We start from the raw sequence: 15600 nt of genomic DNA, 5'->3' as shown, positions 1-15600 counted from the left end.
TACGTCACTTCTTCGGTGTGTAGGCGGCGTCCTTCACCGGCACCTCGACCTTGACCGGGTCGGAGGTGCCGAAGTGCAGCTCGATGGTGACCTTGTCGCCCGCGGCCGGCTTCTTCTTGAGGCCCATGAACATCAGGTGGTTGCCGCCGCGGGAGAGCGTCAACTCGCCGTTGGCGGGCACCGGAAGGGAGTTGACCTGCTCCATCTTGTTGCCGGTCGTCTTGTGTATCGAGACGTCGTCGGAGAGGTCGCTGGTGACCGACGTCAGCTTGTCGGCGGCGGAGCCGGTGTTCTCGATGACGAGGAAGGCGCCCGCCATCTTCTCGTTGACGGGCTGCGGCATGTACGCGCCGCTGACCTTCAGCTTCGGGGCGCTGTCGGCGGAGCCGCAGCCGGCCAGGGCGAGGGCCGAGACGGCGGTGAGGGCGAGGGCGGTGGCGGTGCGGCGGTTCACGGGTTCTGTCCCTTGATGATCTTCGGAAGTGCGGAGGTGTAGTTGTCGGCGGTGGCGTCCTGCATGCCCAGCCAGTGGATGCGGTCGTCCTTGGGCGAGGCCATCAGGACCTGCGCGCCGTGCGTCGAGACGATGTCGCCGTTCTTCTTCGTGACCGGCTTGTCGATGCCGACGTTCACGCTGCGCGCACCGGCCTGGATCGTCTTGAAGTCGCCGGTCAGGCCGGTGAACTTCTTGTTGATGCCGCCGAGCCACTTCTTGAGCGCCGACGGGGTGTCGCGCTCCGGGTCGGAGGTGATGAACACGACCCGCAGATCGTCCTGTTCGGCCTTCGGCAGCTGCTTGACCGCGACGGCGACGTTGGCCATCGTCAGCGGGCAGACGTCGGGGCAGTTGGTGTACCCGAAGTAGATCAGCGTCGGGTGGCCCTTGGTCTTCTCCAGCAGGTCGTACTTCTTGCCGTCGGAGTCGGTCAGGACGAGGTCCGGCTTCTCCATCGGGCTGTCCAGCGCGACGATCGGCTTGGAGGAGGCGCCGGAGACCGACGCGGCGGGCTTGTCGCCGCCGTCGTCGGGTCCGCACGCCGTCATGGTGAGGGCGGCGACCGCCGTGAGAGCAGCCGCGATCAGGGTCTTACTACGCATTGCAGAGGTATCCCGTGTGGTCAGAAGCGGGTGCCGGGCCGGCCCGCAGCGGGCAGGCCCGGCCACTGGTCAGGCGTTGCGGCGTCGGCCGGCGAAGACGCCGTACGCGACTCCGATGATGCCGATGACGATGCCGACGATGCCGAGCACCCGTGCCGTGGTGTCGCTTTCGGACACCTTCTGGTCCGGCGCCGGGGCGTTCTGGGCGGCCTGCGGGCCCGCGGCGCCGTCCTTGGCCGCCGCGGTGAGCTTGAGGACCGGAGCCGGATTCTCCGGCTCGGCCGCGCCCTCCTTCGCCGGCTCGATCCAGCGCACGACCTCCTTGTTGTCGTACGTCTGGAGGGCCTTGAAGACGAGCTGCCCGGCGTGCTCGGGGAGCTGGCCGACGGCGAGCGGGAACTGCTGGAACTGGCCGGGCTCGATGCCGTCGTCCTCCGCCGTCCACGTGATCTTGGAGGGGGCCTTGTCGATCTTCTCGCCGTGCGTCTCCACCGGCTTGTCGAGCTTGGCCTCGGTGACCTGCACCTTCCAGCCGGGCACCGGCTGCGGCATGACGGACACCAGCGGATGGTCGGTGGGCAGGGTGACTTCGAGCTTCACCGTCGAGGCGTGGTCGCGCTCGTTGGGGACCTTGAGGTTGATGGTCGCGTAGCTGCCCTGCGCGGCGGTGTCGGGCTGCACGGTGACGTGCGCGAACGCGGGCGCGGCCAGCAGCAGCACACTGCCCGCCGCGATACCGCCCACAACAGGCAGGCGGCGCATGGTCTTCTTCGTCATCTCGGTTTTCGCCATGGCGGAAACTCTCCACAGTCAGGAGGAGGTAGGGGTGGTCGGCGCGCGCGGCGACGACGCGAAAGCCCCGGCCCTTCCTGCGGGCGTGCTTCGCGTGGCGTCAGGCCGCGAGGGTCAGCGCGGGCGGCCCGCGCCGGACGACACTGTGCTGAAGGACGAGTTCCCGCGGCCCGGCCTCGCCGCTGCCGTGGGCGCGGGGCGCCGCCGGGCCGTTGCCCTGTGCGGCGCCGGTACCGGCGAGCAGGAAACGGACCAGCGCGAGCGCCGAACGCAGCGCACCGGCCAGCGCCTGCGCCGCCGCTTCCTGCGCCGCGGGAGCCGAGAGCCGCACCAGCCGCCACAGGGCCGCCTCGCCGCGGCGCAGCAGCCACCCGGCGACCAGTGCGGCGAGCAGGTGTCCGAGCAGCATCGGCAGCGAGGGCAGCAGGCAGTGCGCCATCGCGCTGTGGCCGCCCGACCCCGTCGTGAGCGGCTGGGACATGCCGGACATCCCCGACGCGCCGGCCACCGCCGGATCCACCCCGCCGCCCTCGGCAAGGATGCGCCGCGCTTCACCGCCGTTGATCTGCACGCCGTCCAGACCGCAGGTGAGCCGCCGCGCGAGGCCGATCACCGCCTGGTCGGAGAGGCCGCCTGAGCCCGTGCCGCCCGGAGCGGCGCCCGGCGCGCACTGCTGGCCGAGCGAGAAGAGCGAGTGCAGGGCGAGCTGCCCCACGGCCAGACCTGCGGCGATGCCGGGCAGCGTGCGCTCCCGGTCGGCCAGCGGCACCGCGACCGCGAAGACCACGGCGCAGGCGACACCCAGCGTCCACAGCGGCACCGAGGCGAAGGACCCGGCCATGTGCCCGGCAGCGGACAGCGCGACGCAGACCGCGGTGAACACCGCGGCCCTCAGCAGCCGCAGATCGGCGGCTGCCCGTGCTGTGCTGGCGACGGGGGCAGTCATGGCGGCGCCATCATCCCACTGCGCTTATCCACCGCCTACGGCAGGTCACCGCGCAGGGGCGCGCGGCAGGGGGACGGCGGAGGACGGCAGGGCGCGCGGGGGCGCATACCCCGGAGCTCGCTTACACGGCACGCTCGGTGCCCGCATCCGCCGATCGAGCGGTGTGCCTCCCCCGGCATGCTTACCGGGCTCTTACCGCGGCAATACGTAACGGTATGTCGAGCCGCGGCGCAGGAGGCTGGAGCGAATGAGCATCTGGTGGTCACTCCATCTGCGCCGTGAGCCTGCGAGCGTGCCCCTCGCCAGACGTCTGCTGCTGGGCGCCATGGAAACGGCCGGCGTCGACCAGGACATCTGCTACGACCTCGCGGCAGCACTCTCCGAGGCCTGTGCGAACGCCGTCGAACACGGCGGTGACGCGGCGGGCGACGACTACCGCGTCACGGCGTTCATCGACGGCGACACCTGCCGCATCGAGGTCACCGACTCGGGCCCCGGCTTCTCCGCCGCCCCCCGCCCCCCGACGGACCCGGCCCTGCTGACCCCCGCCCCGGCCCCCACCGACGCCGAGGACGGCCGCGGCCTCTTCCTCATCGAAGCCCTCACCGACCACGTCCGCTACCGCAACCGCACCGGCCGCCGCGGCGCCGTCGTCAGCTTCGACAAGATCCTCAAGTGGCGGGAGGGGGCGGCGCTTCCTATGGCGTCGTGAGCGCCCAGGCGCGGAAGGCCGGGGACTGACCCGGGTTTCGGCAGTACGGGCCCCGAATCCGCCCTTCACGGGTGCCGGGTGCCCGGTGCCCGGTGCCGGTTTCCCGATGCAGCAGCCTCTCGTTGCGCTCATTGCCCAGGGAGCAGGAACCGGAGCACCGGGCGTGCGGCGGATTCCGGTGTGCTGTCCAGGTCGTCGGGCAGGGCGCCGCTCAGCCACAGGGTGCTGAGGCCGTGCACGAGTGACCAGGCGGCCAACGCGGCCGTTCGTTCCTGTGCCTTGTCGGTGGTGAGTGTGCGGGCTCCTTGCGCCAGCACGTCGCGCGCGCGGTCGCGGGCCGCACTCACCGCGGGGTCGTCGGGGTGGTACAGCTCGGGCCGGAACATCACCTCGAAGTGGGCCCGATGGCCGACGGCGAACCGCACATATGCCGTCCCGACCTCCAGGAAATCCGCTCCTGCCCGCGTCAGCGCCTCGGCGAACAGCTCGAAGCCCTCGGTGGCGATCGCCGTCAGCAGCCCGGCCTTGTCGCCGAAGTGGTGGGCGGGAGCGGCGTGCGAGACACCCGCGCGACGGGCCACGTCGCGCAGGCTCCAGTCAGCCGGCCCCGATTCGGTGATGGCCTGGACGGTGGCGTCGACGATGGCCCGTCGCAGATCGCCGTGGTGATAGCTCCGCTGGTTGATCTTTCTCTCCTCCTCGACTTCCCGGCACGGGCTCGGGCGCGGTGCCGCGCGGCACCGGCGCCGCAGCCCCGAAGCAGCATCTTGCCATTGACTAGATCCCCTCCGCATGGAATCTTGCCAGTGACAAGATTGGAGCCGGAATGATCCCCCTCATCGCCCTGGCCGGCGGCTTCGCGCTGCTGCGTGCCCTCGGGGCCGTCGGCATCGACACCCTGGACGGCTGGCAGCCGGCGATCCGCGGCGGACTGGCGCTGATGTTCGCCCTCACCGGTGTGACGCACTTCGTCCGCAGCCGGCGACGCGACTTCGCCGCGATGGTGCCGCCCCGGCTGCCCCGGCCTGAGCTGCTGGTGACGATCACCGGCATCCTGGAACTGGCCGGTGCGGCAGGGCTGTTGCTTCCCCCGGCGGCTCCGTTCGCCGCGATGGGGCTCGCCCTGCTGATGATCGCCATGTACCCGGCCAACGCGTCGGCCGCCCGCCGCCGCCTCACCCTGGCCGGCCGACCGGTGACCCCGCTGGCCGCCCGCACGGCCCTGCAAGCGGTTTTCGTCACCGCCGCCCTCGCCGCCGCCTGGTGACGAAGGTGCCCGCGGGGTGCGGGTGGGGGCGTCGGCGGTTTCCAGCCGCAGTTCAGCGGCCTGCAACCCGTCTGTCAGCCTTGTCGTCCTGATCATGTGGCTACTTCGCCATCAGGTCCGGTCAACAGGGGGAGCACAGGGCTATGTCCAACGGCAGCATGTCGGTCACACCCGAGGAACTGCGGGCGGCGGCAGGCGCCGCCGACGCCGTCAGCGGGGATCTCCAGGCGCCCATGGCCGTGGCCAAGCGCGACATCGAAGCGGCCGGTACGGCGCTGAAGTCCTGGCACATCGGCCCGGACATGGAACGCGTTGCCCACGACTGGGGCATGGCGCTGGACGAGCTGAGCAAGCGGATCGGCGGCGACCCCGAGAGCGCGGCGTCCCGCCTGCGGCGCACCGCCGACGGCCACCAGTTCAACGAAGACGTCACCGCGCAGTCGTTTCAGGGGCGGTAACCGGTGCCCGAGCGCTTCAAGGAACTCATCGAGCAGGACTTCTCCGACCTGGAAGCCGCCGTCAGGTCCTGGCAGAAACTGGCCAAGGAGTTGGAGGCGGCCCAGGTCAGGCACCGGCAGAAGGTGACAGGACCGCTGCACGCCAGTGGATGGCAGGGCGTGGACGCCCGCTACGGATTCATGAAGATGGAGGCGAGCGAGACCCAGCTCGGCACCGCGCAGTCCGACGTCACCTCCATCGCCACCGTCCTGGACACCGTTCATGTCGATATGAAGCTGGCCCAGGATCAGTTGCGGATGGCGGTGCGCGTCGCGGAAGGCAACGGGTTCGCGGTCGACGACCACGGCAACGTGACGGACAACAGCCCCTGCCCCACCGGGAATGCCGATGACGAGGAGCAGGCGCGGTATCGCGGGCGCGTCGCCGACATGGGCCTCTACAAGGACATGATCCAGACCGCCATCGACAACGCCGGTTCCGCCGACTGGAAAGGGATGCAGCTCCTTCAGAAGATCGACGCCTTCACCCTCGACAAGGATTACGGAGCATCGGCGGCGAAGGACGGTGCCCGCGCGGTCGCCGGGTTCTCCCACATCGACGAGGAATCCATTCCGTCGAAGAAGGACCCGAAGGAGAACGCCAAGTGGTGGGCGGGCCTCACCGAGCAGGAGAAGCAGTCCTACCTCGACGCCTACCCCGAGAAGATCGGCTGGCTCGACGGCATACCCAGCGCCGACCGCGACGAGGCGAACCGCAAGACGGTGGATCTCCAACTCGCGGAGTACGACATGAAGAAGCAGAACGGCGAGTTGGGGATCCACGACCAGCGGCAGTACGACGGCCTGCGGAAGCTGCAGAACGCGCTCGACAAGGCCGACGGTGGCGGCGGCGACGGCAAACGGCTCTACGTACTCGGGATCGACACGCAGCGCGACGGGCGGGCCGTCGTCGCACAGGGAAATCCGGACACCGCCCGCAATGTTGCGGTGCAAGTCCCGGGTACCGACAACGACTTGACGAATGTTGATGAGCAGATCGAGCGGGTGGGCCGGCTGCAGAAGGCATCCGATGACAAGGGCGGCGAGAGCACCGCGGTGGTGTCGTGGCTCGGATACGACGCTCCCGAGACGGACGCCAGCATGGTCACAACGGGACGTGCCGACGCCGGTGCCGGTGATCTGAGGAGCTTCACGCATGGCTTGCGTGAGTCGCATGACGGCGAACGTTCCCACATGACCGTGCTGGGCCACAGCTACGGCTCGACGGTGGTCGGTGACGCCGCATCCCATGACAGCGGCCTCGATGCCGACGACGTCGTCGTGGTCGGCAGCCCGGGAATGACGGTGGACCATGCCAAGGACCTGCAGATGAACCCGGACCATGTCTGGGCCGGGTGGGCAAAGGACGACGTGGTCTCCACCATCGCCTCGGATAAAACCCTGGGAGAGAACCCGGCGGACAAGGAATTCGGGGGCAAGGTCTTCGACGTGGACACCTCGGGCCACGGCGGCTACTGGGACAAGGGCAGCGAAAGCCTCGCCAACCAAGGACGCATCATCGCAGGTCAGCCACCTGGGGACGGGGAATACCACGTGCAGCCGCAGCCCACCCCGCCCGGCACCACGGGGCCGAAGTGGTGACGGGCCGCATCCGGCGTCCTGGCCGTATCAGCGTGCTCACACTCGTCGCCCTGCTCGCATCGGGAGGATGCATGACCGACTCCGGGAAGAACGATCCGCTGCCGGTGAAGAGCAGGGTGGGAGCCGAACACTCGGCGCGCGAACTGATCGACTCCCTGGCCCGTCAGTACGGTCTCCAGGCCGACGACGGAACGGTGAGCAAGGAGTTCTTCGAATGCTTCGGTGAAAACCACGAACACGCCGATGACGGCCGCTTCGACCTGTCCTACGCCGTGCGGGCCGAGCTCCCCAGGGACGAACACGGCAAGGCCCTGCGCCCTATGCGTAAGAAGCTCGAAGCCGAGGGCTACAAGATCAGTAGCTACCGTGAAGAACCCGCACTCATGGATGCGAAGGGCGGCGGCGACAAGTTCTTCGTCTCGGTGGAGACCTACGGGCGCGGCAACGCACTTGTCTTCTCGGTGGAAACCCCCTGCTTCCTGCCTCCCGGCACGAAGCAGCAACAGGTGTCCGCCCTGGCGCCCGACGCCGTGCCCGTCGCGCCGGTGGATCCCCGCCTCGCGCTGATGGAGCCCACCGGGGCCGCGCTTCCCCCCACCCCCTTCGGGTAACGGCCCCGCCCCCTCACCCCTGCGAAGCCGCGTTCAGCAGATCCAGGGCGCTGTGCTGGCAGCCGTTGCCGGTGGTGGTGAAGGGGCCGGCCCAGTGGGGGCCGTACTGGTCCAGTGAGGTGCGGTCATCGGCGTGCAGGGTGGCGGCCTGTTTGTCGAGGTAGGCGTGGTAGGGGTGGTCGGGGAGTTCCTTGTTGAGGATGCCCAGGCCGCGGGCGTAGGGGCCCTTGAAGGAGTCGCCGTCGGATGTGCAGCCGGTGCCGTCCGGTTCGTAGGGCTCGTGCAGGGTGCCGCCCGGGTTGAGGTAGGTCGATGAGGTGGAGGCGTCGGCCAGGGTGCGGGCGCTGTTCAGGACGGACGCGTCGCCGGTGGCGCGGTGGAGTTCGGCGAGGCCGGCGAGGATGACGCCCTGGTTGTACGTCCAGGTCAACTGGCCGTTGTTCTTGCAGGAGTTGTCGAGGCCGTCGTTGATGGTGTGGCCCGAGTTGGTCATGCCACTGCCCTGGAACCAGGACCACTCGTCTTCGGCGCGCTGAAGGTAGGTGCGGTCGCCGTCGATGCGGTTGTGCAGGGACGCGTTGAGGTGCAGGTACAGCTCGTTGGTGATCGCGTTCTTGTACGGCTTGTCGGTGGCCCACTGGACGCCGCCCCCGCAGGCGCTGGTCCAGTAGTCGTGCATGTGGTCGGCGTCGGCGCGGGCGGTGTCCAGGTACCGCTGCTCGCCCGTCACGTCGTACGCGGCGACCCAGGCCAGGCCCCACCAGCCGGTGTCGTCGAGGTAGGAGTTCTTGAAGTCGCCGTCCTGCTCGCCGCGGAGCTTGTCGTACGTGGTGGAGATGGCGTACGTGTAGCTCGGCATGCCGCTGACGCGGATGTTGTCGATGAGCGAGGTCAGCGCGGTGGCCGAGGTCCACCAGCCGGCGAACTTCCCGGTGTCGCGGTGGTAGCCCATCATCAGCGCGGTGGCCGCGGCGGTGCTCCTGCTCCAGGAGTTCCAGGTGGTGCGCTTCCACGGGGTGCAGGCGATCTCGGGCCGGTCGCCCGCCTTGCCGCAGGCGCGCAGTGCGCCGATCCCCGCGTGGTTCCAGTCGTCGACGTTGTACATCTGGCTGCGCCAGCCCCGCGAGCCATCCGGGGTCTTGGTGGCGCCGAGCCTGCTGCCCGAGGCCCAGGTCTGCCCGCCGTCGAAGGAGCGGTCGAGCCAGATCTCGTCGCCGGGATTGCCGTTGTCGATCGACGCCCAGCCCATGACATCGTTGTCGGAGAGGTGCAGGGCGAGGGTGCGGGAGTAGAGCGATGCGGTGGCGGCGGTGTGGTCGTCGGCGGCGTACTGGGGGTCGCGGGCGTCGCAGTGCTTGTTGCAGACGGGCTGGTCGGCCGCGCGGGGGTCGGCTGCGCGGGGATCGGCTGCCTGTGCCGCCGCCGACGACGGGAGGGCGGGTGCCAGGAAGGCCAGCAGGCAGGAGGCGGCGGCGAGCCTTCTGAGGCGGGGGGATCGGGGGTGGCGGGCGGTGCCGCCGGAGTGCGGGGTCGGGCGCATGATCTCCTCCAGTCGCAGGGCGGAGAGCGGGGTGACGGCCCAGACAAGCGTCCTGGCTTTGTGCATGTCAAGTGAACGTCCGGTGCAGCAAAGGGAGTTGGGGTGTGCTTGGCGCTCCCCGGGGGGACCGGGCGACCGATGCGGCCCCGAGGCGGTGGGATTCCGCCCGTTCGGCGCCGTCGCGCGGGATGGGATGAACCTTTCCCGGTCTTTACTGCGCACTGGTTGCAACTGCGAAACAAGCGCAGCAACGTGAGGAGGGGCGCCCGCAGAAGGAGAGGCGCGCCCCATCGGACGCGACCCACCCGGACGCGCCCCACCGGAAGAGAGCAGTACCGCCCATGCCCGTGCCCCCCGCCGCCCCGCAGGCCACCGCGCCCGCCGCCACCCGCAGGCAGCGCATCGCCCGCTCGATGACCCGCGCCGAGTGGGGCCGTCTGGGCGGCATGGCCGCGTTCATCCTCGCCCTGCACGTGATCGGCTGGTTCACGCTGGTGGCGATCGTCGCGCCGGAGCACTACAGCCTGGGCACCAAGACCTTCGGCATCGGCATCGGCGTCACCGCCTACACCCTGGGCATGCGGCACGCCTTCGACGCCGACCACATCGCCGCCATCGACAACACCACCCGGAAGCTGATGAACGAGGGGCAGCGCCCGCTCTCGGTCGGCTTCTGGTTCTCGCTCGGCCACTCCAGCATCGTCTTCGGCCTGGCCTTCCTGCTCTCGCTCGGCGTACGGGCCCTGGCGGGACCTGTCCAGGACGACGGCTCCCGGCTGCACGACGTCACCGGTCTGATCGGCACCACCGTCTCCGGCGTCTTCCTGTACGTCATCGCGGCGGTCAACCTCGTCATCCTGGCCGGGATCTGGCAGGTATTCCGCCGGATGCGGGCCGGCGACTTCGACGAGGCGGCCCTGGAGGACCAGCTCGACAAGCGCGGGCTGATGAACCGGCTGCTCGGCCGCGTCATGAAGTCGATCACCAAGCCCTGGCAGATGTACCCGCTCGGCCTGCTCTTCGGCCTCGGCTTCGACACCGCGACCGAGGTCGCGCTCCTCGTACTCGCCGGATCAGGCGCCGCGTCCGGACTGCCCTGGTACGCCATCCTCTGCCTGCCGGTGCTCTTCGCGGCGGGCATGAGCCTGCTGGACACCATCGACGGCTCGTTCATGAACTTCGCCTACGGCTGGGCCTTCTCCAAGCCGGTCCGCAAGGTCTACTACAACCTCACCATCACCGGCCTGTCGGTCGCCGTCGCGCTGATCATCGGCACCGTCGAACTGCTCGGCCTGCTCGCCGACAAGCTCGGTCTGCACGGCGCCTTCTGGGACTGGATCGCCGGGCTCGACCTCAACATCATCGGCTTCGTGATCGTCGGCATCTTCTTCGTCACCTGGCTCGTCGCGCTGGCCGTATGGAAGTTCGGCCGTATCGAGGAGAAGTGGGAGGCGGACATCCGGCCGACGGGGGAGGCGGGGGCCGAGTGAACTCCGGGGTGTGCGGGGCGGAAGCGCACACCACGTCAGTGCCCTTTGAGCGACGAGGGGTCTTCTCCCTCTTCATCTCTGCCGGTCAAGGGCACGCGCCGGCCGGCCGACCGTGGCTGCGACGGCTTCGGTGATGGGGACGGTGCCGGAGATGAGTTCCAGGGTCAGGCCCGCTGTGGCGGGGGTGTCGAGCAGGGCGGCGATGACGGCGGCGACATCGGCGCGGGTGATGTCGCCGACGCCGGTGGTTTCGGCGAGGCGGACCCGGCCGGTCCCCGTGCCGTCCCGGAGCCATGCGGGCCGGACGACGGTGCAGTCCAGGGCGGGGCGGGCCAGGAGGTTTTCGTCGGCCTCGCCCTTGGCCCGCAGGTAGACCTCGACCCGTGGGTCGTCCGGGTAGCGCTGCGCAGGGTCGGCACCCATCGCCGAGAGCATGAGGTACCGGCGGACGCCTGCGAGTCCGGCCGCGTCCGCGAGCGTGAGGGCCGCGTCACGGTCGGCCGGATCCGCCCGGCCGTTCGTGTCCCCCAGTCCGATACCGGCGGCGTAGACCACCGCGTCCGCGCCGTCGAGAACCTTCGCGAGCTGCGGTGCCGTAGCGGTGGCGAGATCAAGGAGTACGGGTTCCGCTCCTGCGGCCCGGACTCTGCCGGCCTGTCCGGAGCGGCGGATGATTCCGGAGACCCGGTGGCCCCGGTCGGTGAGCAGGCGGGTGAGGAGGAGGGCGACCCGTCCGTGACCACCGGCGATAACGGTATACATGCCGCAAAAATACCCATCCGGAGATCGCGGTAAGACGAGCCTCTGGACTCTTCACCCCAGGGGACGCACGTCCGGCGCGCCCGCCCACCCGCCGGCATCCGGCCGGGCCGCCCGTCGGACCCGCCCCACAGGAGGGTGAATTCCGCACGATTCACCCGTACTTGAGGGGGTTCTGCCCCCAGGATGGGCGGGCGACCTGCGGCATGCCTCGGGCGAGGGAGGCCCCGGAGGAGGCAGCCGGCCGAGCGCACGACGCTCCGGCAGCGCGAGGCAGTACGAGGCAGTACGAGCCAGCGCGTGTACGGACCGCAGGCCCGCATCCGGCTCTCATCGAGCACGGGACACCCGACCCTCCACAGTTTCCCGCCCATCCCGGCCGACGCCTCCTCCGCGCGGGCGGCACCAACGAACCGGCTCCGTCGACAGCCCACCGCTCCAGCGCACTGACGGGAGAAGCATGCCCCCCACCGACACCGTCCCCCTGCACCGCCTGACCTTCGCCCGGCCCGCCCCTCCCCGGCGGACGACCCTGCCCGACGGCACCACCGCCTGGCTCTTCACCCGCTACACCGACGTCCGCCGCATCATCAACCACGCCACGTTCCACCGCGTTCTGCTGCCCGCACCGGGCGCCGGCACCACCAACCTGGTGGACGCCCCGGACTCCCTGACCAAGAAGGATGACGACCAGCACCTCCGGCTGCGCCGTACCGTCCAGCGCTCATTCAGCCCCCGCGCGATCGCGCGCATGACACCGTGGGTGAGCACTGTCGTCGACCAACTGCTCGACGCACTCGTCGACCACGGCCCCCCGGCTGACCTGGTCACCCATTACACCCAGTCGCTGCCCATCGCGGTCATGAGCAGGCTGACGGGAGTGCACGACGTCAGTGACGCCCGCCTGCGCCACTGGGCCGAGCACGCCTTCGCCGGTGCCACGACGGACCGGGCGGAAGCCGCCGATGCCACCCGGGAGTTCACCGACTTCACCGTCAACCTGCTGGCCGAGCGGCGGCGCACACCAGGCCCTGACATGATCAGCTCCCTGGTCCAGGCCGCCGACGTCGAAGGCGGCATCACCGAGCCGCAGCTCGTCAACCTCGTCAGCACGCTGATCGTGGGCGGTCACGACACCGCGATGACCATGCTCGGCAACTCCCTGCTCTACCTGCTGGACGAGCGCCCCGAGGTCTGGGCCCGCCTCGGCTCCGACGAAGCCGCGGCCGGCCTCCTGACCGACCGCATGCTGCACCTGATCCCGCCCGGCGACCCCGACGAACACCCCAACCCCCTCCGGGCCACCGAGGACATCGACGTCGGCGGCATCACCATCCGAGCGGGGGAGATCGTCGTCGTCGACCGTGCCGCGGCCAACCGGGATCCGGCAGCGTTCTCGGACGACCCTTTCAGCGACCTGTTCGCACCGCTGGAGAGCCCGACCCTGGCCTTCGGCGGAGGCCGCCACTACTGCCCTGGCACCTGGCTGGCCCACGCCGAACTGCACCTCGGCCTGCACCGCCTCGCCGCCCGCATCCCCGGCCTGCGCCTGACCACATCGGCCGACACCGTCGAGTGGCGCCTCGGCACCATCACCCGAAGCCCGCTGCACCTGCCGGCGACCTGGTGACCCCAACCGTCGACGGCGGCGCCGCTCAACAGGTCACGTTGTGTGGCCGGCTGCCCACCCCCTGACCGGCCTGCCCCTGCGCTCCCGCTCACCCCAACCCCCTTACCGCACCGCAGCCTTGAGCAGCACCTCGGTCAGCCGCCCGGCCGTCTCCACGTTGCAGTTGCCGAGCGCGATCAGCGGCAGCCGGTAATGCCCCACGAGGCTCGGCAGGTCGAGGCCGAGCGACGGCAGCGTGATGCCGTTGGCGTGCAACGCACCCTGGAGCGCTTCCAGACGCTCGCCGACGTCCTCGGGGTCGGGGGTGCGGTCGGTGTAGGGGGCGTGGTCGTGCATGGTGTCCACCTTCCTGTGCGGTCTGTGACGAATCCCTCACAGCGTGACGTGGTGGCGCGTAGCGTGGAAAGGGAAAAAACGACACCGAGCTGACCGTGAAACGGTGAACCATGCCCCCTCGTAAGGACATTGATGGATCGCTGAGCGTCCCCGCTTTCTACGGCAAGGAATTGCGCTGGAAGCGGGAAGCGGCGGGCAGGACGCTCGAAGAGCTGGTGGACGGCTCCTTCTACGGGACGAGCTACCTGAGCGAGATCGAGCGTGGCCAGCGCCGTATGCCGCTGGACCTCGCCAGGCATGCGGACCGTGTGCTGGAGACGGACGGGTTCTTCGAGCGGCGCTGTGAAGACGTCAGAAGGGCCAAGCGAGGCGGGCATGCCGAGTACTTCATCGACGCCATCGAGCTTGAGGAGCGCGCGCGGGAGATGGAGGAATGGTCACCCACGCTGATTCCCGGGCTGCTGCAGACGGCGACATACGCGCGGGCTGTTATCGAGGCCGCGCATCCCATGCAGCAGGCGGATCAGGTCGAAGAGAAGATCAGGGCTCGACTGGGACGAGCACGCCTCTTCGATGATCCTCAAAGGCCTGAGTTCTGGTGGGTGTTGAACGAGTCGCTGCTGCGGCAGCCGATTGTCCCGCGCGAGGCCATGGCGGAGCAGCTCGACCACATCGTCGCTCTTGCACGAAAGCGTCGGATCTTTCCACAGGTCGTTCCGTGGACCGTCGCAGCGCACCCGTTCATGATGGGCATGGCGACGATCATGACGTTCGACGACGCCCCGCCAGTCATCTACACCGAGGCCCTGTACAGCGGCCAACTCATCGATGACCCACGGCTCGTACGCCTGTATATGAAGGCATACGATCGGCTCAGGGCCGCCGCTATGTCACCAGAGGCGTCCCTGGCCATGATCGAAAAAGCGGCTGAGGGCTACCGAAATGACGAGCAGAGCAGTTGACCTGACCACCGCTCGCTGGCGTAAGAGCAGCTACAGCAACGGCGACGGCGGAAGCTGCATCGAAATCCGCGAAGACCTCCCCGGCATCGTCCCCGTCCGGGACTCCAAGAACCCGGACGGGCCGGCGCTGGTGATGGGTGCCGGGGCCTGGGGCCGGTTCGTCACGGCCGTCAAGGGTGGGGCGCTCGGGGTCTGAGCGGGGCGCCGCTGTCGGCGGAACGTGCCGCGCGGTCTCGCAGGTGAGGACTTCCCCCGCGGTTTCCCCACACTGCGAGACCGGCACGCACTGTCTAACGCGAACTTGCTCGCGTTAGTCTGTACTGGACAATACGTGGCCCGATCCCGCACGGCAATACGGAGCGGCAGTGAACCCTGCGCCTCACCCTCCCGGCACGGCCCGACCGGGAGGTCGTACGGCACGTACCCGAGAGGCCGTACTGACCGCGGTCTTCGACGAGTTGGCCGAGTCGGGGTTCGGTGCGCTCACGATGGAAGGCATCGCCCAGCGTTCCGGAATTCACCTTGCGACGATCTACCGGCGCTGGCGGAACATCGAGGGCCTGGTCTGCGATCTGCTGACGGACGTCAGCAGCACGAGCGTTCCGCTGGCCGACACCGGAACCCTCGACGGTGACCTGCGCGCGCTCGCGTATTCCCTCCAGACGCTCTACGAGGCCGCCCGGGTGCGCGGGCTCCTCGACGCGGTGGTCTCCGCGGCGGCACGCCAGCCGGAGGCCGCCGGCATCCTCCGCGACTTCTTCGACGTCCGTCTCCAGCTCGCGGGCGCGATGGTCGGGCGCGCGATCGCCCGCGGCGAAGTCCCGGACGACACCGACCCGGTCGCCGTGATCTCCGCCCTCGCCGCGCCCTTCTACTACCGCCTGCTCATCTCCCGCCGCCCCGTGGACCGCGCCCTCGCCGACTCCGCCGCCACCGCGGTCCGGGCGGGGGTCGAGGCGGGGGCGTACCGGACGGGAGACTGAGGCACCCCGGGTTCCGGTGGCGTCGGCGGTGCGCCGGGCGGCCGACGGGCGCACGCTGGAAGAAGCGATTCCGGAGGTGATCGTCATGGTGCACACCGCTGTCGGATGGCATGTCGAGATGGAATTCGAGGAGGACACCCACCGCACCCGCGCGGCGGCGCTGGTACGGCTCCCCGACGGGCGTGAGGTACGCGCCCACGGGTATGCCAGCCGCCACCCCGTCGACTCGTACCAGCCCCGCATCGGCGAGGAGATCGCCGCGGCCAGGGCACTCAACGAACTGGCCATGAAGATGCTGACCAAGGCACACGAGGAGATCGACGAGGCGTCCGGCAGGACGTCCTACCCGCTGGCGCTGTGAGGTGGCAGGCCAAC

The 15600-nt window shown here is 69.7% G+C and carries 19 protein-coding genes; 11 read left to right on the top strand and 8 right to left on the bottom strand.

The annotated features are described in order from the left end of the window. Positions 1-4: 4 nt before the first annotated feature. The 4 genes from ACIBK8_RS26480 to ACIBK8_RS26465 form a co-directional block, all read right to left on the bottom strand. On the bottom strand, positions 5-454 hold the full coding sequence (locus ACIBK8_RS26480; protein ID WP_399044359.1) for a copper chaperone PCu(A)C: 450 nt from the start codon (positions 452-454) through the stop codon (positions 5-7). Further along, positions 451-1098, bottom strand: coding sequence for an SCO family protein (locus ACIBK8_RS26475; protein WP_393684532.1), 648 nt, complete (start codon positions 1096-1098; stop codon positions 451-453). The genes ACIBK8_RS26480 and ACIBK8_RS26475 overlap by 4 nt, the downstream gene beginning before the upstream one ends. A 69-nt stretch (positions 1099-1167) precedes the next feature. Next, entirely contained in the window at positions 1168-1890 is a 723-nt protein-coding gene (locus tag ACIBK8_RS26470; RefSeq protein ID WP_399044358.1) for a YcnI family protein, read from the bottom strand. A gap of 100 nt (positions 1891-1990) precedes the next feature. After that, on the bottom strand, positions 1991-2836 hold the full coding sequence (locus ACIBK8_RS26465) for a hypothetical protein (RefSeq protein WP_399044357.1): 846 nt from the start codon (positions 2834-2836) through the stop codon (positions 1991-1993). A 247-nt stretch (positions 2837-3083) separates the two neighbouring features. On the opposite strand from ACIBK8_RS26465, the gene ACIBK8_RS26460 reads away from it, so the two are divergent. Continuing rightward, positions 3084-3548, top strand: a complete 465-nt coding sequence (locus tag ACIBK8_RS26460) for an ATP-binding protein (RefSeq protein ID WP_399044356.1) — start codon at positions 3084-3086, stop codon at positions 3546-3548. Positions 3549-3676: 128 nt separating this feature from the next. On the opposite strand, the gene ACIBK8_RS26455 is transcribed toward ACIBK8_RS26460, so the two are convergent. Then, positions 3677-4234, bottom strand: a complete 558-nt coding sequence (locus tag ACIBK8_RS26455; protein WP_399044399.1) for a TetR/AcrR family transcriptional regulator — start codon at positions 4232-4234, stop codon at positions 3677-3679. Between the two features lie 140 nt (positions 4235-4374). On the opposite strand from ACIBK8_RS26455, the gene ACIBK8_RS26450 reads away from it, so the two are divergent. From ACIBK8_RS26450 to ACIBK8_RS26435, 4 genes are all read left to right on the top strand, one after another. Continuing rightward, positions 4375-4815, top strand: a complete 441-nt coding sequence (locus tag ACIBK8_RS26450) for a DoxX family protein (RefSeq protein WP_399044355.1) — start codon at positions 4375-4377, stop codon at positions 4813-4815. A 143-nt stretch (positions 4816-4958) separates the two neighbouring features. Further along, the gene (locus tag ACIBK8_RS26445) at positions 4959-5273 is read left to right on the top strand and encodes a hypothetical protein (protein WP_399044354.1); all 315 of its coding nucleotides are present in this window, start codon (positions 4959-4961) and stop codon (positions 5271-5273) included. A 3-nt stretch (positions 5274-5276) separates the two neighbouring features. Beyond that, positions 5277-6914: an alpha/beta hydrolase gene (locus ACIBK8_RS26440; protein WP_399044353.1), complete on the top strand. Its 1638-nt coding sequence runs from the start codon at positions 5277-5279 to the stop codon at positions 6912-6914. 71 nt (positions 6915-6985) lie between these two features. Continuing rightward, positions 6986-7525 carry a hypothetical protein gene (locus ACIBK8_RS26435; protein ID WP_399044352.1) on the top strand — a complete coding sequence of 180 codons (540 nt, stop codon included), beginning with the start codon at positions 6986-6988 and terminating at the stop codon, positions 7523-7525. Between the two features lie 13 nt (positions 7526-7538). On the opposite strand, the gene ACIBK8_RS26430 is transcribed toward ACIBK8_RS26435, so the two are convergent. Continuing rightward, positions 7539-9065 (bottom strand): glycoside hydrolase family 76 protein, encoded by a 1527-nt coding sequence (locus ACIBK8_RS26430; protein ID WP_399044398.1) that lies wholly within the window; start codon positions 9063-9065, stop codon positions 7539-7541. A gap of 413 nt (positions 9066-9478) precedes the next feature. Here ACIBK8_RS26430 and ACIBK8_RS26425 point away from each other — a divergent pair, with 413 nt between their 5' ends. After that, complete coding sequence (locus ACIBK8_RS26425; RefSeq protein WP_399044397.1) at positions 9479-10555, top strand: HoxN/HupN/NixA family nickel/cobalt transporter; 1077 nt, start codon at positions 9479-9481, stop codon at positions 10553-10555. A gap of 72 nt (positions 10556-10627) precedes the next feature. On the opposite strand, the gene ACIBK8_RS26420 is transcribed toward ACIBK8_RS26425, so the two are convergent. Beyond that, positions 10628-11317 (bottom strand): NAD(P)H-binding protein, encoded by a 690-nt coding sequence (locus ACIBK8_RS26420; protein ID WP_399044351.1) that lies wholly within the window; start codon positions 11315-11317, stop codon positions 10628-10630. A gap of 457 nt (positions 11318-11774) precedes the next feature. Between ACIBK8_RS26420 and ACIBK8_RS26415 the strand changes: the two genes are divergently transcribed. Then, complete coding sequence (locus tag ACIBK8_RS26415; protein WP_399044350.1) at positions 11775-12944, top strand: cytochrome P450; 1170 nt, start codon at positions 11775-11777, stop codon at positions 12942-12944. Positions 12945-13046: 102 nt separating this feature from the next. Here the strand turns inward: ACIBK8_RS26415 and ACIBK8_RS26410 are convergent, their stop codons facing one another. Next, the gene (locus tag ACIBK8_RS26410) at positions 13047-13280 is read right to left on the bottom strand and encodes a hypothetical protein (protein WP_399044349.1); all 234 of its coding nucleotides are present in this window, start codon (positions 13278-13280) and stop codon (positions 13047-13049) included. A 110-nt stretch (positions 13281-13390) separates the two neighbouring features. Between ACIBK8_RS26410 and ACIBK8_RS26405 the strand changes: the two genes are divergently transcribed. The 4 genes from ACIBK8_RS26405 to ACIBK8_RS26390 all read left to right on the top strand — a co-directional run bounded on the left by ACIBK8_RS26405 (position 13391) and on the right by ACIBK8_RS26390 (position 15586). Then, positions 13391-14242, top strand: coding sequence for a helix-turn-helix domain-containing protein (locus ACIBK8_RS26405; protein ID WP_399044348.1), 852 nt, complete (start codon positions 13391-13393; stop codon positions 14240-14242). Then, the gene (locus tag ACIBK8_RS26400) at positions 14223-14438 is read left to right on the top strand and encodes a DUF397 domain-containing protein (protein ID WP_399044347.1); all 216 of its coding nucleotides are present in this window, start codon (positions 14223-14225) and stop codon (positions 14436-14438) included. The genes ACIBK8_RS26405 and ACIBK8_RS26400 overlap by 20 nt, the downstream gene beginning before the upstream one ends. Positions 14439-14607: 169 nt before the next feature. Further along, positions 14608-15225 (top strand): TetR/AcrR family transcriptional regulator, encoded by a 618-nt coding sequence (locus ACIBK8_RS26395; protein ID WP_399044346.1) that lies wholly within the window; start codon positions 14608-14610, stop codon positions 15223-15225. An 85-nt stretch (positions 15226-15310) separates the two neighbouring features. After that, positions 15311-15586, top strand: coding sequence for a DUF1876 domain-containing protein (locus tag ACIBK8_RS26390; protein WP_393684551.1), 276 nt, complete (start codon positions 15311-15313; stop codon positions 15584-15586). The last annotated feature ends 14 nt before the right edge of the window (positions 15587-15600 follow it).

It is taken from the genome of Streptomyces sp. NPDC050161, from assembly GCF_044460025.1.
GTDB lineage: Bacteria > Actinomycetota > Actinomycetes > Streptomycetales > Streptomycetaceae > Streptomyces.
The sequence above is the reverse complement of the archived record's forward strand: the minus strand, read 5'-3'. Positions and strand labels throughout refer to the sequence as shown.